Here is a 21,773-nt window from a genome sequence, read left to right on the forward strand (position 1 = left end):
ATGGGTTCCTTTCGTTTTCTTTAAAAGAGCAGGAAAAAAAGTGATTTTTGATGGTTCTGTAAAGGATTTTTGAAGAAATATAGAATCGGTTGGTACAAATTCAATTTTAGAGTATACTACAATAGAGCAGTTTTATGAAAAGTGAATAAGGAGTGAATGAAATGAATATATTAATGATTGAAGACAATGAATCCGTCTCAGAAATGATGCAAATGTTTTTCTTAAATGAAGGGTGGGAAGCTACCTTTAAAGATGATGGCAAAGAAGGATTGGCAACTTTTCTTGCTTCGCCAGAAAAATGGGACATGATTACGTTAGATTTAAACTTACCTAGTATGGATGGGATGGCTGTTTGTCGTGAAATTCGCAAAGTTTCAGCCAATGTTCCCATTATTATGTTGACCGCTCGTGATTCTGAAAGTGACCAAGTAATTGGCCTTGAAATGGGTGCGGATGATTATGTGACAAAACCATTTAGTCCATTAACTTTGATTGCACGGATGAAAGCTCTACATCGTCGTGCCGAGGTGGCAGAGGCTGCGCATGATACGTCTGAGAATACAGATGAAACGTTTGATGTGATTACGGATCATTTTAAAATGAATACGAAAACACGAGAAACATATTTAGATAATCAATTAATTGAAGGCTTAACACCTAAAGAATTTGATTTGCTATACACTTTAGCAAAAAAACCACGCCAAGTCTTTTCACGCGAACAACTACTAGAATTGGTTTGGGACTATCAATACTTTGGCGATGAACGGACAGTTGATGCCCATATCAAAAAATTACGACAAAAAATTGAAAAAGTGGGTCCTCAAGTCATCCAAACGGTTTGGGGCGTAGGGTATAAATTCGACGATTCAGGTGTTGCTTAATGAAGTATTTGTATCAACAATTACTTGCTTTTATAGGTGTGATTGCTCTGATTATTCTCATTGTCGGAACGTCTTTCACACAATTGACCAAGCGCACAATGCAAGAAAATAACTATGAACAGCTGTATGGTTATGCAGAATCGGCTTTAGAAACACGTGACTTTTTTATTAATGTCGCAGGCGTTTCGGATCGAGATGTTTTATCCTATTCATTTCAGTTGACTGAACGTGTACTCCAGAAGCAAGATGTGCAATTTGTGTTTATTAACAAGGACCGCGAAGTGCAGTACCCACCAGTTGATAGCACGAAAAAATTAGACTTTTCCTTAATCGATAAAAATTGGGATCAAATCATGAAAGGCAATCGTGTTTATGCAACAGAAAACATTGATATTTACGGGGCCCGAAATACTTCGTCCTATGTAATGTTACCGGTGTATGCATCAAATCAGTCTTCTGATAAAAAAGTGATTATTGGTTCACTCGTTATTACACAACCTGCCAAAAACGTTGACCGAAGTGTTCAGTCCGTGACACAAAACTTGATTAAAGGCTTTATTTTTTCTGGTGTGATTGCCTTGTTACTAAGTTATCTATTTGCGACTTTCCAAGTGAAACGAATTAATCGGATGCGTAAAGCTACCAAAGAAATTACTAGTGGAAATTTTGATATTCAATTACCGGTTCATGACAAAGATGAATTTGATGACCTAGCAGAAGATTTTAATAAAATGGCTGCGTCTTTAAAAGAATCACAAGAAGAAATCAATCGGCAAGAAGAGCGTCGTCGTCAATTTATGGCGGATGCCTCTCATGAAATGCGGACGCCTTTAACAACTATTAATGGCTTGTTAGAGGGATTGCAGTATAATGCTATTCCTGAAAATCAAAAAGAGAATGCGATTAAACTGATGCAAAATGAGACCGCTCGCTTGATTCGCTTAGTCAATGAAAATCTTGATTATGAAAAAATTCGGACCAACCAGATTCAAATTGTTGTGAAGAAGTTCAACGGAACAGAAGCTTTAGAAAATATTGTGACTCAACTAACGGCCAAAGCTGAAGCCGCTGGTAATCAATTGTATTTAGACACCACCGAACCAATTGATGTGTATGCCGATTATGATCGTTTCGTTCAAGTAGTTGTCAATATTGTTCAAAATGCTATCCAATTTACTGAAAATGGCGAAATTCATATTGCTTTAGAAAAAGGCTATTTAGAAACTATTGTCCGTATTTCTGATACAGGAATCGGCATGACGGAAGAGCAAATTCTGAATATCTGGGATCGTTATTACAAAGTAGATCCATCCCGTAAAAATACGAAATATGGAGAATCAGGATTAGGCTTACCAATCGTTCAACAATTGGTCCGCTTGCATAAAGGAAAAATCAATGTTGAAAGTGAACCTGGTAAAGGCACCACATTTATTATTTCATTTCCTGATGTTGAAATCACTGAAAACTAAAGAAAACGTCTGGTCATAATCAGTGCCAGACGTTTTTTTAGTTTAATAACGCATGTAGAGACAGGGGGTGCACATAGGGACTATCAATAATTTGTGGATCCTTTGTCAGAAATAGCAAGCGCTTGTTTCTTTTTTGAACTGCTATTTTTAATTGAGGTAAAATTTCTTGACGTTGTCCAATCGTTAATGAAGAAAAGATGTCATCAATCACTAACGTACTTGTTTTTGAAAGCAAAAGTTGTATTATGCGCATTTTAATTTTTTCAAAAGTCGTAAAAGAAGTAAAGGAACGACCAAGTAAGGCAGGTTCTAATTGGAACACCTGGAAAGCTTCGGCTAGAACTACTTTTCGATCCCGTTCTTTGATCGTACTAGCGATAAATAAATTTTCTTCTAATGGCAAGTAGGGCAGAAAGGTTTCACTAGAAGAAAGCCTAGTAATGGTTAGTTGGTTTGTTTGGAAAAAATCGGCCAATGCGAGTTCTTGTTCTGGAGCAGAATAAATGATTCCATAAACTTCTCGCAAAGCTAACGCGTCGAATGAGGATTTTTTTTCGGTTGTTTTTTTGAATGATGGTGTGACATTCATAGAAAATCCCTCCCTTATTTCTTATGTGTACGTAAATAAATCAACGTGAAAGGAGTCCCGCAAACAAGAGGAATGCCAAGCAAGATTAAGCAGTTAACAAAGCAGTTACGGATTGTATAAAGTGACTGCATACTTTTAAAATCAAAAGAAAACGCTTGGATCGTTTGAATCCCTAAATGCTGGATATTTGTAATCGTGACATCCTGGTCGGTACTTTTAGCTAAAAATGCTGGAGTTTCCAAATGAGACCACTGTAAAATAGCATCACGAGCAGCCCAAAGAACAGTATTATACGTTTCTTGAAACATTAAAGTGAAAAGTAAAAAACTGAAAATTCCTAATAGAGCCGGTAAACATAACTCTAGTAAGAGCTGTTTGGTGACATACATATTTGAAAAGTGCATGTGATACCATGTATGTATTTCTTCCTTTTTTATGCGTAATGTCACATACATCAACAGAAGAAAAGTAACACCAAAGAAAATGACACTACCTAGATAGAGGTGCCAATAGTATTGGATCAGTTGGTAATGGTAACTAGTTTGTTTTTCAATATCGACAAAGTCTGGCATCGTTCGTAAAAACTCTTTTTCAAAATCAATTAAGTTAAACAGCCCAGTCAATAAGAAAGAGAACAGGAAGAAGAAGAGTGCAGTGATTAACGTGATTTTTTTATGATAAAAACTACTAGCTGTAGCGTAACGGACACTTCTCATCAACTTTCACCTCTCTAAACTATCTTTAGTATAGTGAAATAATATGAATTAATTATGAAAAAGTAGCAAAAAAGCTTGAGCAAATTGCTCAAGCTTTTTGAAGATTTATTTACCCGTTTTTTGATAGCCTTGATAACTGTCAGTGTGATATTCATCAACGGTTGATTTATTATTGTTTTTACTGTAAACACTCGTTGATTTTTCACCTTTTTCTTTTTCAATTGCTTCCAGTTGTTGCAATTGGTTCTTGTAATCATAGTCTTCTGGGTTAACTGGTTTTAAGCCGCTATTGGTATAGAAACGAAGCAAGTCACCGTTAGTAATTTGGTCAGACGTTTCTAATTGTTTCGTCGCTTTGGCTTTTAAATCAGCGACTTCTTTCTTAACTTCTTCGGTTGGTTCTGTAATTAAAGTGCCTGTTTTAGTATCGTAAATGCTAGAACCTAAAATAGTATATTTAGGTGTTACAACATTGCCGTTGCGGAAAGCAACGATTTGATTGTGTTGTTTAGAGAATAAATCTTGGCCTAGCTGAATGTAGTTTTTCGTATCGACACCAAGTAAGTGTAGAAGGGTTGGTAAGGCATCAACTTGGCCACCATACGTATGGTTCACACCACCATTTTCTTGACCAGGAACGTGAATCATATAAGGAACACGTTGCATATTGGCGTTGTCAAAATCGTTCCAATCTGCTTTGGTTTTACCTACTAACTCTGCTAAGTTTTGGTTTCTTGAATTAGAAACCCCATAGTGATCGCCATAAAGAACAATGACTGAGTTTTCATAGAGACCTGAAGATTTCAAGTAGTTAAAGAATTCTTCGACCGCTTTATCTAAATAATTCGCTGTTGCAAAGTAACCATTAATTGTTTCGTCAGAGGTTTTTGCAATTGGGAATCCTGCTTCATCGTTTGTAAATTGAGAATAAGGATAATGATTGGACACAGCAATAAATTTAGAATAGAAGGGTTGTTGTAAATGTTCTAAATATTGAACGGATTGATTAAAGAATGGTTTATCGTGTAACCCATATTGGAATGAGTTATCTGAATTAACATCATAATAACTAGCATCAAAGAAATAGTCATAGCCTAAACGTTTATAGGTTTCATTTCGATTCCAGAAGTTACCGGCATTTCCGTGGAAAGCAGCGCTAGTGTATCCTTGCGTTTGTTTTAAAATATCGGGTGCTGCTTCAAACGTATTTTTCCCACCAACTTGTGTAAAGAGTGAACCTTGGTCTAAACCAAATAGTGAATTTTCAAGTAACGTTTCGGCATCACTTGTTTTTCCTTGACCAACTTGGTGGAAGAAGTTATCAAAGCTAAAGGTACTTTTACTATTGTAAAGACTATTGATAAATGGTGTGACTTCGTGTTCTACGCCATTTTCATCTTTTAATTTGTAATTAACTAAAAATTGTTGGAAACTTTCTAAATGGATATAAATTACATTTTTGCCTTTTGCAATACCAAACTTACTATCATCGGGTGCCGCATATTGTTGTTTCACGTAATCTTCAACTTGTTTCATATCGTTAGCACTGGCTTCGGCACGGACTTGGTTTGTTTGGTAAGTTGTAATGCCATCGTATACGGTAAAGGCATTTAAGCCTAAGAATTTCACGATATAGTCACGAGAGAATTGACGTCCTAATAATTGGGGACGTTCTGTTTCAGCCATAAATAGATTGAATAAGAAAAAGACAACAGAAAGGAGTGTGACAGAGACTGCTACACGTGCGCGGACTGGACGCGCATCTGTTTTAATTTTATTCGTTAATAATAATACGCCAATAATAATGAAGTCTAAGAAATAAATGACGTCATAAGGTCTAAAGAGACGTAAGGCACTTTCGCCAAGACCGCTAGCTACTTTGCCAGCACCAAGCATCGTATTAACTGTGATGAAGTCAGTAAATTCTCGATAATACACGACATTTGAGAAGAGCAGTAAACTCATCAAGAAGTAAATAATCATCATTGTAATATAAGAAGCTTTTTTACGGCGAACATACAAAGCGATGGCTAATAAAAAGACCGTTGTGGCAATTGGATTAATTAAGAGTATGAAATACTCGTTAATATTTTCCAAACGTAAATGGAAATCAACGGCGTACGCAAAGAGGTTTTTTAGCCACAGTAAGATGGCGATTAGCGAGAATAACCCCAGTCGCGTGTTCAAAATATTTGTTTTAAATAATTTTTTCAAAATAAACGTCCTTTCTAAACGATGATTCTATAAAAGTAAAATTAGGTAAATTTCGTATTTTACAATATCGCTTTAATTTTACTCTTTCACAAATTTTATGTCAATTCTTACCGAAGTGAGGAATGGTGATGTTAAAGAAAACTTACTATTTCCTTAAACTTTTTAGTTCGTTAAATGACGTGAAGCTTGAATCCTTTAAAGACAGATGGGCCTTTTTTTGCTATACTAGATAGGACTTTGAAAAGTAGGTGTACAGAATGAAACTTCAAGTAACTAAAAAAGCAGAACATAAATTTAAAAAAGGATATCCTTTAATTCAGAAAGAAGATTTGCAACAAGTGCCGGCGCCGTTACCAACAGATTGGCTTACTTTGATTGATAGTAAAGGCCAGCGCTTAGCTGAAGGATATTTAGGCGAACAAAATAAAGGAATTGGTTGGTTGCTGTCATGGCATGGACCAATTAATCAATCTTTTTTTCAACAACTCTTTGAAATAAGTCGTAAGAAGCGGACGTCTTTTGAAAAGGATTCGCTAACAACCGCTTATCGATTATTTAATGGAGAAGGGGATGGCATTGGGGGTCTAATTATCGATCGCTATGCAGATTACGCCGTTTTTTCATGGTATAATGAAACCCTTTATCAGAAAAAAGCCGAACTTTTGACGGCGTTTCGCACAGTTTACCCTGACATTATTGGTGCCTACGAAAAGATTCGCTTTTCCACAAAAAATTTACCCGAATCACAGTTTTTGTATGGCGAACAAGCACCCGAGCCATTACTTGTCACTGAAAATGGCGTTCAATTTGCTACCTATTTAAACGAAGGATTAATGACAGGCATCTTTTTAGATCAAAAAGAAGTTCGTGGTCGATTAGTAGATGGTTTTGCAGTAGGGAAAACAGTCTTAAATATGTTTAGTTATACAGGTGCTTTTTCAGTAGCTGCCGCTATGGGGGGTGCCGTGGCCACCACTAGTGTGGATTTAGCTAAACGAAGCTTACCGAAAACGACTGAGCAATTTGAAGTCAATCATTTAAATCTTGCCCCGCAAAAGATTATTGTCATGGATGTTTTTGACTACTTTAAATATGCTTCACGTAAAGGCTTGAGTTATGATATGATCATTTTGGATCCGCCGAGTTTTGCTCGCAACAAAAAGAAAGTTTTTTCCGTTGCTAAAAATTATGGGGAGCTAGTGAAAGATTCTATTGATATTTTAACGGATAAGGGAACGCTTATTGCCTCAACCAATGCGGCAAATTTATCCTTAGCCAAATATAAAAAAATGGTGATTACTGCCTTGCAAGAGAAAAATGTTCGTTACAAGATTACGGACACGTATCAATTACCGGCAGACTTTCAAGTGAATCCTAATTTTCCAGAAGGTAATTACTTAAAAGTCCTGTTTATCGAAATTGAAAAATAATTTTTTACACCAAGCAAAAGTCCCAGCGCCGCTAATCGGCATTGGGACTTTTGCTTGGTTTTTATTTTATAGTAACTTTTGGGCTTTTTGGGTGTTTGCAAAATGCAGCTTCGCGTAGTTCGCTAATAAGTCTAGGCCGCCTTTTTTCAAAATACGGGCGGCTACTTGGTCTGATTTGCTGCCAGCACCAGAGGGCACAGAGAAACCCAATTCTGCAGATTCTTTGTCTAACTCTTCTAAAAAAGCAGCGCGGCTAATAATAGAGGCGGCAGCAACAGCAACATGATACTGCTCTCCTTTAGTGACGAAGAACAATTTTTCAGTGACTTGATTTTTTTCATTACGAACATATTTCCGATAATTATTTTCAGGGGTGAACTGGTCAATCAAAATCCCTTCTGGCTTTGTGGGAGCCAACTCTTGTAGCAACAGATAAATCGCTTGGTTATGCAAAGCAACTTTCATGTGTACAGCATTGTAGTTTGGTTGGATCTCATTGTATTTTTTTGGTTCAACGATTAATAACTTGTAAGGAATCAGTTCTTTAATGACATGTGACAATTGAATAATTTGTGGGTCGGTTAATTCTTTGGAATCACGAACACCTAATGATTTTAGTTTGCTAATCATGCTTTTGTCAACATAGGCAGCACAGACAGTTACTGGACCAAAATAGCTACCATTACCGACTTCATCGGAACCTATCACAGACCAGTTGCCAAAATCAGCAGGCAGTGTAGTAGTCTGGGCAGAAATTTTTTTCTTTGGTGTGGTACTCGTTCCTTCCCAACGAGCGGCCTCTTTTTCAGCTTGAGGTCCCTGAAACATGACTTTACCTGATTGATAAGCAGTGATAGTAGTGGTGCCAACCTTGGCCACAAAGACAGTATAAGGGACCGTTTTATTTAAACGATTGGGTTGATAAACAGTGGTCATCTCTGCTAATGTTTTTTTACTAACTTTAATTACGTGATTCTGTGCCATCAATTGTTCCTCATTTCTTGATATTTCTTCTTTACTATAGTAAAGGAAAAACAAGTAAATGAAAAGGTTTTGCGTTAGCTTGTTCCTGAAAATGACAATGTTTAGGAAATGTATAATTTTTTTCTATAGTTGGGCGCTAGTTGTTATCTAAATTTTTATTCAGTGCTATACTGTGGGAGAGAAGGAGACGATGAAAGAGTCGACTAGAACAAGGGGTGATGTGTTTGAGAAGAAAAAAAGAAATGCAAGAAAATGAACCAATAGCAGTGACTGCTAACGCGGAACGCTATTATCCAGAAGATAAACAAGGCTTGACGGCCGCACAAGTTGAAGAAAGACAGCGAAAAGGCTTAGTCAATGCTGCCGTCGATACAGAGTTTATCACAACGAAACAGATTGTTATTAATAACGTATTTACGTATTTCAACTTAATTTTTGTGGTACTAGGTGTGTTATTAATGCTGGTACAATCTTATAAAAATATGACCTTTTTGCCAGTAGTAATCATTAATACGGTCATTGGAATTTACCAAGAAATTAAGTCGAAGAAAGTATTAGATAGCTTAAATATTCTAAACGCTACAAAAGTAACCGTTGTAAGGGATGGCCAAGAACAAGAAATTTCGCCAGATGAACTGGTTTTGGACGATGTGGTGCTCTTTAAATCGGGTGAACAGATTTCTGGGGATGCAATTGTCTTATCTGGTGAAGTCCGTGTGAATGAATCTTTGTTAACTGGGGAATCTGATGAGATTACCAAAGTAGCATATAGCCAACTTTTGTCAGGTAGCTTTATTGTGTCAGGTTCTTGTTATGCAAGAATTGATAAAATTGGCGCTGAGGCCTATGTTCATCAATTGACGCTTGAAGCGAAGTCAATTAAAAAAGGGGAACAATCAGAGATGGTCGGTTCCATTAACCGTTTGGTGAAATGGGTAGGGATTATTATTATCCCGATCGGCTGTGTTCTATTTTTCCAAAGTTATTTCATCAACCACCAAGGGCTTCATGACAGCATTGTCTCCATGGAAGCTGCCTTGATTGGGATGATTCCAGAAGGGTTGTACCTTTTAACAACCGTTGCATTAGCTGCCAGCACAATGCGCTTAGCGAAGCGCGGCGTTTTATTGCACAACATGAAAAGTATCGAATCCTTAGCACGTGTTGATGTGTTATGTGTAGATAAAACAGGAACAATTACTGAAAACACGATGGAAGTCCAAGAGTTGGTTCCTGTGGTGAGTATCGAAAATGATGGTACAGACTTAACCAATGTCGAAAAATTAATTGGCGATTTTTGTCGAACAATGTCAGCTGACAATGATACGATGAAAGCGATGAAAGAATTTTTTGTTACTAATAATCAGAGGGAAGCCGTTAGCTATACCTCGTTTTCGTCTGTCGAAAAATTTAGTAGCGTGACTTTCCCAGAAGCGACGTATATTCTTGGAGCGCCAGAGATGATTTTGAGAGACAATTATGAAATGTATCAATCTGAAGTGGAACATTATACAAGTCAAGGCTATCGCTTATTGGTGTTCGGAAAGTATTTAGGAGAATTTCAAGAAACGTTGGCAGCAGAGGTTCAACCTCTAGGCTACATTCTTCTTTGGAATCCGATTCGTAAAGAAGCCAAAGCAACTTTTGAATATTTCGCTGAACAAAATGTGGCTATTAAGGTCATTTCTGGTGATAATCCTTTAACAGTATCCAATGTAGCACAAGCGGCAGGCATTATTGGTGCTGAAAATTATGTGGACGCGCGAACATTAACTACAATGGAAGCCCAGACAGAAGCTTTAGAAAAATACACCGTTTTTGGTCGTGTCACGCCAGAACAAAAGAAACAATTTGTACTATTGTTGAAAAAATTAGATCATACAGTGGCGATGACAGGGGATGGAGTCAATGATATTTTAGCCATGAAAGAAGCAGATTGTAGTATTGCCATGGCTTCAGGAAATCAAGCTACAGCACAAGCCTCGCAAGTTGTGTTGTTGGATTCTGATTTTTCAACGATGCCGGAGGTTGTCTTTGAAGGCCGCCAAGTAGTTAATAACATTGAACGTTCTTCAAGTTTATTCCTTGTAAAAAATATTTTCTCCTTGCTGATGTCTGTCTTTGCTATGATTTTTGCCGTGACATATCCTTTACAACCGACACAAGTCACATTGATTAGTTTATTTACAATTGGGATTCCTTCGACATTTCTAGCTTTGGAACCAAATCATCGTCGCATTGAAGGGAAATTTCTTTTCAATGTGTTATCAAAAGCAATTCCTGGTGGGTTAACGGATATGTTAGTAGTCGGTGCCTTACTAATTTGTGGTGATATTCTTGCACTTCAAAAAACGGACATTTCAACGACTGCAACATTGTTGCTAGTTTCAGTCGGCTTTATGGTTCTTTATAAAATTAGTTCACCAATGAATCGTTACCGCAAGCGCGTAATGATTGGCTGTTTAATCGGAATGGTTATTACAAGTATTTCCATGAAAAACTTGTTCTCGTTAACTTCGGTATCGCCAACAACCTTGTTACTTTTAGCCATTCTTTTCTTTGCAGCAGACTCAACTTTCCAACATTTATCAACCATTTCTGAAAAAGTTCAATTATGGTTTTATAAGAAAAGACATTAGGAGAAAAACACCGAGCCAAAATTATTTTGGTTCGGTGTTTTTTGTTTTTTATTGTTGGGAAAAATAAAAACACTTGTACCTAGTTAATCCTTGATAGTATAAACCTAACCAATTATTTTAGGTAGGAAGGATTGAATAAAAATGAAAAAAAGAAGTTTTGTCTATTGGGGAATGTTTTTCATTCTTTTGTCGACGCTGATAACGCCTTTTCTGAAACTTGAAACAGGATATGCACAAACGGAACCAACTAGTACCAGTGAAACCAATCAAATTTCTGCTACGCCAAACGTAGTACCGCGTAAGCAAGTGGGCAACATTGTGACAGCGATTCAGCTAACGGACAAAGAGGGAAACCCACTTGGGACCATTAATCAATATACAGACATCTACCTCCGAATTGAGTTCAACTTACCGGATAATACCGTTAATAGTGGGGATACGAGTGTGATTACTTTACCCGAAGAGCTACGTCTCGAGAAAAATATGACCTTTAATGTAGTAGATGATACAGGTGCTGTGGTTGCAATTGCACAGACCGATGTAGCAAATAAAACGGTCACGTTAACGTATACAGATTACGTAGAAAACCATGCCAATATTAGTGGGTCTTTATATTTTACAAGTTTGATTGATTTCGAAAATGTGGAAAATGAATCCAAGATTCCTATTTACGTCACGGTTGAAGGGGAAAAAATATTTGCTGGCGATCTTGATTACCAAGGTGAAGGCGATGATGTTAACGAAAAATTTAGCAAGTATTCGTGGTTTATCGAAGACGATCCAACCGAAATTTACAATGTACTACGGATTAATCCAACAGGGCAAACGTATACTGATTTAGAAGTGGAAGATGTGCTAAAAACAGAAAGTTTAAGTTATATGAAAGACACTATGAAAATTGAACGAGGACAATGGACACTGGATGGAAATGCTATTTGGCAGTTCACGCCAGAGGAAGATATAACTGATCAGTTGGCTGTCCAGTATGGTCCTGGTGACCGCAATTTTTCGGTGCATTTTGGCAATATTGGGACTAACGAATATCGTATCACCTATAAAACCAAAATCGATCATCTTCCCGAAAAAGGTGAAACCTTCACAAATTATGCAAAATTAACAGAAAATCAAACGGTGGTGGAAGAAGTCGAAGTGAGTCGTGTCTCACAAACAGGTGGTGGAGAAGCTAATGGTGAACAATATGTTGTTGAAATTCATAAAGAAGATGAAGCAGGCCAGCGTTTAGCAGGTGCAGAGTTTAAACTCATTCGTAACTCAACCAATCAAACAGTGGCCAAAATCACAACAGATCAAAACGGAACAGCGATTGTTAAAGGCTTGTTAAAAGATAACTATACTTTAGTAGAAACCAAAGCACCTACCGGTTACCAACTTTCGCAAAACAAGATTTCAATAACACCTGAAGACTTTGGTAAAAACTTAGTTGCACTGAAAACTGTTGTGAATCATAAGATTTCATATCAACCAGTCGCTGCTTCATTTTTAGCTGGAAAAGTTCTTTTAGGAAAACCACTGAAGGATGCTGAATTTCAATTTGAATTGTTAGATGAGAAAGGTACATTACTAGAAACGGTTAGTAACGATACTTTAGGGAAAATTCAATTTTCACCATTAACCTTTGAAACTCCCGGAAACTATCAATACACCATTCGGGAAGTAAACACGCAACAGGCAGGTGTTTCCTACGATACGCACAACCTTCAAGTTCAAGTAACCGTCGAGGCGCTTTTAGGAAATCTTGTGGCGACTACTCAGTATGATGGAGGTCAAGTATTTACTAATCACTATACGCCAGAAGAACCTATAGAAAGTACCACACCACCAACGAGTGGGACAACAGATACTACCACGAATTCAACCACAGAAACTACTTCAATAACCATTGAAAAACAGGCGGTTCATAATAAGGAATTGCCAAAAACAGGAGAAACAAAAGAAAACGCGTTTCTTTTCTTAGGTAGCCTTCTTTTGATTCAAGGATTATTTATCTATTTTAAAACGAAAAAATAATCGCTTAGATAGTTTCAGTAATCGAGACAAAATGTGCAAATTTCGAGAGATTTAGCTTGTTCATTTGAGTTTGGAGTGGTTCTGTGCTATACTATCTTTAGCGTAATGATACTAGTTGGGAGTGAGCGGATTTCTGCTCACTCTTTTTGATGGAAAAGTCATCAGGACACGGTTCGTTACATCAATCTCGAAGGAGGCGAAAATTTTGAGTAGTGCTGTGGAAACTGTAACAAAGTTAGTCACACCAATCTTAGAAGAACAAAATTTTGAACTTGTGGAAGTAGAGTTTGTTAAGGAAGGAAAAAATTGGTTTTTACGAGTATTTATCGATAAAGAAGGTGGCATTGATATTGAGGAATGTGCCTTTGTCAGCGAAAAATTAAGTGAAAAACTAGATGCAATGGATCCAGATCCAATTCCGCAAGCGTACTTTCTGGAAGTTTCTTCTCCGGGAGCAGAACGTCCGTTAAAGAAAGAAAGCGATTATGAACAAGCGGTAGGTAAGTACATTCATATTTCTCTTTATCAAGCAGTTGATGGAGAAAAACAGATTGAAGGTACCTTAGTCCATCTTGATTCAGAACAATTAACATTAAGTGTAAAAATTAAAACCAGAGTGAAGGAAATGACTTTTGAACGTAAAAATATCGCAAAAGCTCGTTTAGCCATTCAATTTTAATCAACAGACTCGAATGTAAAAAAGGGTCCACTAAAAGTTTTACTTTTAGCTGGGCCTGTGACAAGTTTTAACGAGAAGTTTTTCCCTTGGAAGAAGAACCACTCGTTCAGCTTTAACGAATCCATAGGAGGAAAAGAAAAACAATGAGCAAAGAAATGTTAAATGCATTAGACGTATTAGAAGCTGAAAAAGGGATTCCTAAAGATACGGTGATTGAAGCGTTACAAGCAGCTTTAGTTTCTGCATATAAAAGACATTATGGACAAGCAAGCAACGTCGAAGTTGAATTTGAACCAAAAAAAGGCAATATTCATGTGTATGCTGTCAAAGAAGTAACAGAAGAAGTATTTGATTCACAATTGGAAGTTTCATTAAAAGATGCCGTTGCATTAAATGGTGCATATGAAATCGGCGACAAAATTCGTTTTGAAGTTACGCCAAAAGACTTTGGCCGCATTGCTGCCCAAACAGCAAAGCAAGTAATTTTACAACGTGTCCGTGAAGCAGAAAGAACAATTATTTATAATGAATTTAGCGAATACGAAAATGACATCATGCAAGGAATTGTTGAACGTCAAGATCGTCGTTATATCTATGTAAACTTAGGCAAAATCGAAGCAGTCTTATCAAAACAAGATCAAATGCCAAATGAATTTTACCAACCGCATGATCGGATTAAAGTTTACGTATCACGTGTTGAAAACACATCAAAAGGCCCACAAGTTTTTGTAAGCCGTAGTCATCCAGATTTACTAAAACGTCTTTTTGAACAAGAAATTCCAGAAGTTTATGATGGAATTGTTGAAATCGTAAGTGTCGCTCGTGAAGCTGGCGATCGTTCAAAAGTAGCCGTTCGTTCAACAGATCCTAATATTGACCCAGTGGGTACCTGTGTTGGTCCAAAAGGCCAACGTGTCCAAGCGATTGTGAATGAATTAAAAGGCGAAAATATGGATATTGTGGAATGGAACGAAGATCCAGCTATTTATATTAGTAATGCCTTGAATCCAGCTCAAGTATTAGATGTTATTTTTGATCCAGAAAATAGCAAAGCATGTACAGTTGTTGTACCTGATTATCAATTGTCATTAGCAATTGGTAAACGTGGTCAAAATGCGCGCTTAGCTGCTAAATTAACGGGCCATAAAATTGATATCAAATCAGAATCTGATATGGCTGAATTTTATGAACAACAAGCCAATCAAGAAGTTGCCGAAGTGGCAGAAGAAATGGATGAAGCAATTATCCATTCAGATATGACGGCAGATGATTACGAAAACTTGGCTGCTGAAGAAGCAGTTGTTGAAGCAGAAATTACAGAAGAATTACCTGAACAAGAATAACGTTTTTGGAGGGTGAAAAAATGAAAAAGAGAAAAATTCCAATGCGTAAATCGGTTGTTTCAGGCGAAATGAAACCGAAAAAAGAATTAGTCAGAATTACTCGCTCCAAAGAAGGCGAGGTGGCCTTAGATCCAACTGGTAAATTACCTGGACGTGGCGCTTACGTTGATTTGGATCCTGCGGAAGTCCAAAAAGCTTGGGATAAAAAAATTCTTGATCGTGTCTTAGAAACAAAATTAAGTGATGAATTTTATCAAGAACTATTGGATTATGTAACACATCAAAAAGCCCGCAAAGAGTTGTTTGGCGATGGAAAATAAAACCAAAATTTTGAACCTTTTAGGTTTAGCAATGCGCGCCGGTAAATTAGTCACAGGCGAGGAATTAACCCTTAAAGATATTCGTGCAAACAAAGCGAAATTTGTGTTTGTTGCGCAAGATGCCAGTGAGAATACTAGAAAGAAAATCAAGGACAAAAGTTCTTATTATAATGTTCCTGTTAGCGAACTGTTCAGTCAATTCGAGCTCAGCCAAGCGATTGGGCGACCACGAATGGTTATCGGAGTAACTGATGCAGGATTTGCCACCAAAATCAAGGAATTACTAAAAGGTTAGGAAGGTGATTGCATGGGAAAAAAAAGAATTTATGAACTAGCAAAAGAAATGAATAAAGCAAGCAAAGACGTTGTCGATAAAGCGCATCAATTAGGTATGGATGTTAAAAACCATATGGGCGCAATTAGTTCCGAGCAAGAAACAAAGCTTCGTCAAGCATTCGGAGGAGGAAGTACCGTAAATACTCAATCAAAAGCAACAAACAACCAAAAGCAACAAACAACACAAAATAAACCAGCCAATAAGAAACCAATGAACAATAAACCTGGTGAACAAAGAAATAACCAAAATCGTCCAAACAATCAATCAACGAATGGACAACAAAGAAATAACAACAACCAAAATCGTCACGGCCAAAGCAACACACAAAACCGTAGCAATCAAACAAATACAAACAATCAAAACCGCAATACCCAAAACAATAACGGTTCTACAACGAATCAAAATCGGACCAGCCAAAATAACAATGGCGGGAACAACCAAAACCGTGGCGGCCAAAACCGTAACAACAATTTTGGTGGCGGTCAAAATCGTAATAACCGGAATAACTTTAATAACCAAAACCGCAATCGTTTCAATAAAAAAGGGAAAAAAGGCAAACATCAACAAGAATCAGCGAAGCCAGCAGTACCAGCACGTAAATTCCGTGAATTACCAGATGTTTTAGAATATACAGAAGGTATGAACGTGGCGGATATTGCGAAAAAAATCCACCGCGAACCAGCGGAAATCATCAAAAAATTATTTATGATGGGTGTCATGGTTAACCAAAACCAAGCCTTAGATAAAGATACAATTGAATTATTAGCTGTGGACTATGGCATGGAACCGCAAGAAAAAGTTCAAGTTGATATTGCGGACATTGATAAATTCTTCGAACCAGAAGCAGTTGTTGAAGAAAACTTAACCACACGTCCCCCTGTTGTCACAATCATGGGACACGTAGACCACGGGAAAACAACATTATTAGATACATTGCGCCATTCTCGTGTGACTTCAGGTGAAGCAGGCGGAATCACGCAGCATATTGGTGCCTATCAGTTAGATATTGATGGAAAACCAATTACGTTCTTAGATACACCAGGACATGCGGCCTTTACAAGTATGCGCGCGCGTGGTGCCAGCATCACTGATATTACCATCTTAGTTGTTGCAGCGGACGATGGAGTAATGCCACAAACAATCGAGGCGATTAACCATGCCAAAGCGGCAAAAGTGCCGATTATTGTAGCAGTTAACAAAATTGATAAGCCTGGTGCGAACCCTGATCATGTGAAACAAGAATTAAGTGAACATGAATTAATTCCTGAAGAATGGGGCGGAGATACGATTTTCGTCAATATTTCAGCGAAATTCAATCAAAACATTGATGAGCTATTGGAAAATATTTTATTGATTGCTGAAGTAGAAGACTTAAAAGCTGATCCAACGCAAAAAGCAATTGGAACAGTGATTGAAGCACGCTTAGATAAAGGTAAAGGTCCGGTTGCGACATTACTCGTTCAACAAGGAACTTTACATGTTGGTGATCCAATCGTTGTTGGTAATACTTATGGACGTGTTCGTGTGATGACCAATGACATGGGCCGCCGTGATAAAGAAGCAGGACCAGCAACTCCTGTGGAAATTACCGGATTAAATGATGTTCCTCAAGCGGGTGATCGTTTTGTGGTCTTTGAAGATGAAAAAACAGCACGTCAAGCAGGGGAAGAACGGGCTAAACGTGCGTTGCTTGAACAACGTTCAGCAAGTAGCCGTGTGACATTGGATAACTTATTTGAAAGCCTAAAAGAAGGCGAATTAAAAGAAGTTAATATCATTGTCAAAGCAGACGTACAAGGATCTGCCGAAGCCGTTTCAGCAAGTTTACAAAAAATTGATGTAGAAGGCGTTCGTGTGAAAATTGTTCACGCGGCAGTTGGGGCCATCAATGAAAGCGACGTAACTTTAGCTGCAGCAAGTAATGCGATTATTATCGGCTTTAACGTTCGCCCAACACCACAAGCAAAACAACAAGCAGAACAAGAAGAAGTTGATATTCGTTTACACCGTATTATCTATAAAGCCCTAGAAGAAATCGAAACAGCGATGAAAGGGTTATTAGATCCAGAATTTGAAGAAAAAATTACGGGTCAAATGACGGTTCGTGAATTGTACAAAGTATCTAAAGTTGGCACAATCGCTGGCTGTTATGTTACAGAAGGCTTTATTCGCCGCGATAGTGGCGTGCGTGTCATTCGTGATGGTATTGTTATTTATGAAGGTAAATTAGCAAGCTTGAAACGTTTTAAAGATGACGTGAAAGAAGTCAAACTTGGTTTTGAATGTGGCGCTATGATTGAAAACTTCAATGATTTACGTGTAGATGATGCGATTGAAGGCTTCATTATGGAAGAAATCAAACAATAATTTTAGTAATTGGAGGAAGACACTATGGCAAATTATCGTGACCGTCGTGTAGGTCAAGAAATCATGCGTGAAGTGAATGATATCTTGAACAAACGCATCAGAGATCCACGCGTCCAAGGCATCACTATTACAGATGTTCGTGTGACCGGTGATTTACAACAAGCAACGATTTATTACAGCTTGTTATCTGATTTAGCTTCCGAACAACAAAAAGCTCAACAAGGATTAGACAAAGCCAAAGGACTGATTCGTAAAGAATTAGGACAACGGTTAACCTTGTATAAAACACCAGAGTTGATTTTTGAAAGAGACGAATCTGTCCAATACGGAAATCACATTGATGAGTTGATTCGTAAGTTGAATCAAGGCGAATAATTAAAAAGAAAAAGCACACCAGACGAATGGTGTGCTTTTTCTTTTCATGATTTCTTGATAAAATAGTCATGGAGGTGCAAAGATGAAAAGAATTGTTGCTTACTATAAAAATGGAGATCGTTATTTAAAAGAAATGGGTTCAGGCAAGAGTTCCCTGCACTTTTTTCTTTTCTTCTTTGTACTACATAGTATGCGGGAACATATTATTCAGTTCATCGGATTTTGGCCGTCATTTATATTCGTCCTCATACTTGTCCCAAATCTTATGCTTGGCGTCGGACATATTAACCATTGGTACAAAAACCGCTCTTGAATTTTCCAGAATACTTTTAAGCATGGAACAAAATCCTTATTGATTTTGTTCCATGCTTTTTAAGTTAACCCAGTATTTAATACCATCACAGAATAATCCCTAAATTCAAAAATCCGTCCTTTATAAAGATAAGTGGCGCCATACTTTTGTCGATAGTACGTAATCACATTTTTTAATGTTTCAACATCGATTTCCAAAAATTCAGCACAAGAATAATGGTTGCTTAAGCCAGCTTCAGAGCAACGAATTAAATCGTCTAATGTAACTAATTGCTCTAAGGCCACATTGCGGGCTTTCAACTCTTGCTTCCGATTTTCTGTACAATTTTGATTTAAAATAGTGCCAACGGATGTTTGATAATGCCCGTATTCCTCGGCTAAAATATTCTTCTTTTGACGGGTACTCAATGTTTTTTCAATATAAATTTTGCCATTTCGATACAACCCATAACAACCTGTTTGATTGTATAAATCAATTTCTAAAACCGTCACATCCTTTTGAATGGAACTGACAAGTTTTTCATAATCATTCACTTTACCATTCACCTGCCATTACTTAATAAAAAGAGTAGATGGGAAGTTAATCCTCTTTTTTGTCAGAAGAAATTGATTGTTGATATTTGGCATCAATTTCATCCAAGTAATCGTGAATTTTCTCGATTTCTTCTTTTGAAAATATCTTTTCTGGATCCCCAGCGTGGGCAGCCAGTGTCATTTCGTCACGGCGAGGGAATGAGAGAATTTCTGCTTGCGTTTGTTGTTCGTGTAATTGTTGTTCGGCAAATTGATAAACGATGGCTTGTCGTTGGGGTTCTAATTTTTTATAAATGCGGTCGATAGTTGAGGCATTTTTTTCCATGGGAACTTCTTGTCCCATCAACCAGGCCTCATTAATGTCTAATGCATCTGCAATGCGATAAACTTTGTCTTGTTTTGCTTCGTAACGACCAGCTAGCCAATCGCTGATCGAAGATTTACCGATGCCAGTTTTTTTCGCTAAATCACTAGGTTTGATGTTCTTGGCTGTTAAAGCCTCTTTTAAACGGACAGCAAAAATGTTCATATTTCCGAACCTCCTATTGCCTCAAAGTATACTATATCTGTTTAGAGAAGGCAAGTAACAATCGCAATTAAATTTAGAAGTTCATAAAACCGAACTTATGAGTTGACAGTGAAAATATTTGATGCTAAGATAGAGCCATTCAAATGTTCGGTTAACTGAACAATTTTTTTTGAACGCTTTGTTCGGAAAACCGTATTTTTTTAGAAAGGGTGAAGAAATGAGTCAGAACTATAAAAAAACGTTGTCGGATATGTTACTTTTAGCAATTATTTTATTAATAAGCAGTGTCTCAATAAAAATTGGGGCCATCGTGATTGGTATGATTGGCCTCATGGAATTACTAACAGAGTAACAATAATTTAGTCAAAAGGAGAGAAGCGGATTGGCAGAGCGACGCATGTTTGCAAAAACGATTATTGATAGTGATGCGTTTTTAGATATGCCCTTATCAAGTCAGGCCCTGTATTTTCATTTAGCGATGCGTGCCGATGATGATGGATTTATCAATAATCCCAAAAAATTGCAGCGAATGGTCAGTTGTGGGGAAGACGATCTAAAATTGTTGATGGTTAAAAAATTTATTCTAGTATTTGAAAGTGGTGTGATCGTTATCAAACATTGGAAAATTCATAATTATATTCGCAGTGATCGTTACAAACCAACCTTGTATCAAGAAGAGAAAAATCAGATTGTTGAAAAGAATAGCAAAGCTTATAGGTTTAAAGGAGAATCGTCTGTCAGTGGTCAACCAGCTGACTACCAACGGTTACCACAGGAAAGCATAGTCCAGTCTAAGTTAGGTCAGAGTCAAGGTAGTAGTTCAGAAAACGATTGTTTAAAGATGATTTATCATTTTTATGAGGAAAACGGCTTTGGCACACTGGCCTCAAAAACAAGCCAAGATTTTAAGTATTGGTTGCAAGATTTTATACAAAAAGGGTCTAGCCAAGAGGAAGCATGCCAATTAATCTTGCATGCTTTAGGAATTGCCGTCGATCGAAATAAACGGAATTACGGCTATGTAAATGCTATTTTGAAAAGTTGGGAGCAACAAAATTATTTATCCGTACATGAAGTTCTGGTAAATGATAAAAAACAAGTGTCGGAGCATGCGCCGCAAATGACAGAAGAATATCAAGAGTTAGGTTTTTAAAGAAAGGAGGAAATCAGTATGCATGCGACAGATCAAACTTTTCAAATACTATTGAGTCAATTGTTAGAAAAAGTTGAAGACCGTTGTCCTGAATGTGGCAGTGAACAATATGTTTGGCAACAAAAAAATAAAGATGGCACAGAACGTTGTGCCCCAACTTGTTGGTCGTGTGGGTATAAAATGCTAAAAAAACATGAACAAGAAGCCACTCAACAACGTTCTCAAGAGAGTTTTATGGCACGTACACAAAAATTTTTTCATCAAGGGTCCTTAATTGCTGATGATGCGCTACGGCAATGTCGTTTAACCAATTACCAAACCACTGAATTAGAAACAAGACAAGCAAAAGAACGGGCCTTAGCAGCAGTTTCAGCGATTGTTGAAGGAAAGCCAATTCACGTTATTTTTTCAGGGAAACCTGGTGTCGGTAAAAGTCATTTGGCTATCAGTATTTTAGTTGAAGTCTTAGAACGCTCTGCATATCAAAAGTATTGTTTATTTGTCAGCTACTCTGAGTTATTAGAAAAACTAAAAATGTCCATGAATGAATCGGCCAAAAGCCAAGCAAAGGCTCAAGCGTATATTACTAGAATGAAAAAAGCAGACGTTTTGGTCTTAGATGATTTAGGTGCTGAATTAGGAATTAAAAATAAAGTTAGTACGGATTTTAATAATGATATCTTAAACCGAATTTTAGAAGCTAGACAGAATAAAGCAACTATTTTTACTACTAATTTTTCTGGAAAACAACTGGTGGAGGCCTATGGAACACGCATTATTTCTCGTCTAATGAAGCACGCCAGTGGCTATGTTTTCCAATATAAAGACACAACAGACAAACGAATGAGGAGTGTGAAATAAATATGTTAACAAT

21 protein-coding genes are annotated in these 21,773 nt (G+C 37.3%); 15 read left to right on the top strand and 6 right to left on the bottom strand.

Going from position 1 to position 21,773, the window contains the following annotated elements:
- Positions 1 to 161: 161 nt before the first annotated feature.
- Both PYW42_RS05485 and PYW42_RS05490 read left to right on the top strand, forming a co-directional pair.
- On the top strand, positions 162 to 881 hold the full coding sequence (locus tag PYW42_RS05485; protein WP_002381953.1) for a response regulator transcription factor: 720 nt from the start codon (positions 162 to 164) through the stop codon (positions 879 to 881).
- Entirely contained in the window at positions 881 to 2,350 is a 1,470-nt protein-coding gene (locus PYW42_RS05490) for a sensor histidine kinase (protein ID WP_002366540.1), read from the top strand. Before PYW42_RS05485 ends, PYW42_RS05490 begins: the two co-directional genes overlap by 1 nt.
- A gap of 37 nt (positions 2,351 to 2,387) precedes the next feature.
- On the opposite strand, the gene PYW42_RS05495 is transcribed toward PYW42_RS05490, so the two are convergent.
- From PYW42_RS05495 to PYW42_RS05505, 3 genes are all read right to left on the bottom strand, one after another.
- A complete protein-coding gene (locus PYW42_RS05495) occupies positions 2,388 to 2,939 on the bottom strand; it encodes a hypothetical protein (RefSeq protein WP_002360506.1) in 552 nt (183 codons plus the stop codon).
- A 14-nt stretch (positions 2,940 to 2,953) separates the two neighbouring features.
- On the bottom strand, positions 2,954 to 3,655 hold the full coding sequence (locus tag PYW42_RS05500) for a hypothetical protein (RefSeq protein WP_002360505.1): 702 nt from the start codon (positions 3,653 to 3,655) through the stop codon (positions 2,954 to 2,956).
- Between the two features lie 105 nt (positions 3,656 to 3,760).
- Positions 3,761 to 5,869: an LTA synthase family protein gene (locus PYW42_RS05505; RefSeq protein WP_002363788.1), complete on the bottom strand. Its 2,109-nt coding sequence runs from the start codon at positions 5,867 to 5,869 to the stop codon at positions 3,761 to 3,763.
- A 257-nt stretch (positions 5,870 to 6,126) separates the two neighbouring features.
- On the opposite strand from PYW42_RS05505, the gene PYW42_RS05510 reads away from it, so the two are divergent.
- The gene (locus tag PYW42_RS05510; RefSeq protein ID WP_002410029.1) at positions 6,127 to 7,299 is read left to right on the top strand and encodes a class I SAM-dependent rRNA methyltransferase; all 1,173 of its coding nucleotides are present in this window, start codon (positions 6,127 to 6,129) and stop codon (positions 7,297 to 7,299) included.
- Between the two features lie 66 nt (positions 7,300 to 7,365).
- Here the strand turns inward: PYW42_RS05510 and rnhC are convergent, their stop codons facing one another.
- Positions 7,366 to 8,283: a ribonuclease HIII gene (gene rnhC / locus PYW42_RS05515; protein ID WP_002410028.1), complete on the bottom strand. Its 918-nt coding sequence runs from the start codon at positions 8,281 to 8,283 to the stop codon at positions 7,366 to 7,368.
- A gap of 218 nt (positions 8,284 to 8,501) precedes the next feature.
- Between rnhC and PYW42_RS05520 the strand changes: the two genes are divergently transcribed.
- The 9 genes from PYW42_RS05520 (at position 8,502) to PYW42_RS05560 (ending at position 18,684) form a co-directional block, all read left to right on the top strand.
- Positions 8,502 to 10,922, top strand: a complete 2,421-nt coding sequence (locus PYW42_RS05520; RefSeq protein WP_002410965.1) for a cation-translocating P-type ATPase — start codon at positions 8,502 to 8,504, stop codon at positions 10,920 to 10,922.
- Positions 10,923 to 11,063: 141 nt separating this feature from the next.
- The gene (locus PYW42_RS05525) at positions 11,064 to 12,950 is read left to right on the top strand and encodes an Ig-like domain-containing protein (protein WP_002410026.1); all 1,887 of its coding nucleotides are present in this window, start codon (positions 11,064 to 11,066) and stop codon (positions 12,948 to 12,950) included.
- Positions 12,951 to 13,155: 205 nt separating this feature from the next.
- Positions 13,156 to 13,629: a ribosome maturation factor RimP gene (gene rimP, locus PYW42_RS05530; protein ID WP_002357863.1), complete on the top strand. Its 474-nt coding sequence runs from the start codon at positions 13,156 to 13,158 to the stop codon at positions 13,627 to 13,629.
- A 143-nt stretch (positions 13,630 to 13,772) separates the two neighbouring features.
- Positions 13,773 to 14,972, top strand: coding sequence for a transcription termination factor NusA (nusA, locus tag PYW42_RS05535; RefSeq protein WP_002357862.1), 1,200 nt, complete (start codon positions 13,773 to 13,775; stop codon positions 14,970 to 14,972).
- 20 nt (positions 14,973 to 14,992) lie between these two features.
- Entirely contained in the window at positions 14,993 to 15,292 is a 300-nt protein-coding gene (gene rnpM, locus PYW42_RS05540) for an RNase P modulator RnpM (RefSeq protein WP_002363794.1), read from the top strand.
- Positions 15,282 to 15,587: a YlxQ-related RNA-binding protein gene (locus PYW42_RS05545; protein ID WP_002357860.1), complete on the top strand. Its 306-nt coding sequence runs from the start codon at positions 15,282 to 15,284 to the stop codon at positions 15,585 to 15,587. Before rnpM ends, PYW42_RS05545 begins: the two co-directional genes overlap by 11 nt.
- 12 nt (positions 15,588 to 15,599) lie before the next feature.
- A complete protein-coding gene (gene infB, locus PYW42_RS05550; RefSeq protein ID WP_002357859.1) occupies positions 15,600 to 17,996 on the top strand; it encodes a translation initiation factor IF-2 in 2,397 nt (798 codons plus the stop codon).
- Between the two features lie 24 nt (positions 17,997 to 18,020).
- Entirely contained in the window at positions 18,021 to 18,371 is a 351-nt protein-coding gene (rbfA, locus tag PYW42_RS05555) for a 30S ribosome-binding factor RbfA (RefSeq protein ID WP_002360497.1), read from the top strand.
- Between the two features lie 82 nt (positions 18,372 to 18,453).
- A complete protein-coding gene (locus tag PYW42_RS05560; RefSeq protein ID WP_010708660.1) occupies positions 18,454 to 18,684 on the top strand; it encodes a hypothetical protein in 231 nt (76 codons plus the stop codon).
- Positions 18,685 to 18,743: 59 nt separating this feature from the next.
- On the opposite strand, the gene PYW42_RS05565 is transcribed toward PYW42_RS05560, so the two are convergent.
- Positions 18,744 to 19,229, bottom strand: a complete 486-nt coding sequence (locus PYW42_RS05565) for a toxin (protein WP_002382232.1) — start codon at positions 19,227 to 19,229, stop codon at positions 18,744 to 18,746.
- 34 nt (positions 19,230 to 19,263) lie between these two features.
- The gene (locus PYW42_RS05570; protein WP_002360496.1) at positions 19,264 to 19,746 is read right to left on the bottom strand and encodes a helix-turn-helix domain-containing protein; all 483 of its coding nucleotides are present in this window, start codon (positions 19,744 to 19,746) and stop codon (positions 19,264 to 19,266) included.
- A 169-nt stretch (positions 19,747 to 19,915) separates the two neighbouring features.
- On the opposite strand from PYW42_RS05570, the gene PYW42_RS05575 reads away from it, so the two are divergent.
- The 3 genes from PYW42_RS05575 to PYW42_RS05585 are packed head-to-tail and all read left to right on the top strand — an operon-like array spanning position 19,916 to position 21,760.
- Positions 19,916 to 20,098, top strand: a complete 183-nt coding sequence (locus tag PYW42_RS05575) for a hypothetical protein (protein WP_002410022.1) — start codon at positions 19,916 to 19,918, stop codon at positions 20,096 to 20,098.
- A 45-nt stretch (positions 20,099 to 20,143) separates the two neighbouring features.
- Entirely contained in the window at positions 20,144 to 20,899 is a 756-nt protein-coding gene (locus PYW42_RS05580) for a DnaD domain-containing protein (protein WP_002410021.1), read from the top strand.
- A gap of 18 nt (positions 20,900 to 20,917) precedes the next feature.
- Entirely contained in the window at positions 20,918 to 21,760 is an 843-nt protein-coding gene (locus PYW42_RS05585) for an ATP-binding protein (RefSeq protein WP_002384644.1), read from the top strand.
- Positions 21,761 to 21,773: the final 13 nt, after the last annotated feature.

This window comes from Enterococcus faecalis, from assembly GCF_029024925.1.
Taxonomy (GTDB): domain Bacteria; phylum Bacillota; class Bacilli; order Lactobacillales; family Enterococcaceae; genus Enterococcus; species Enterococcus faecalis.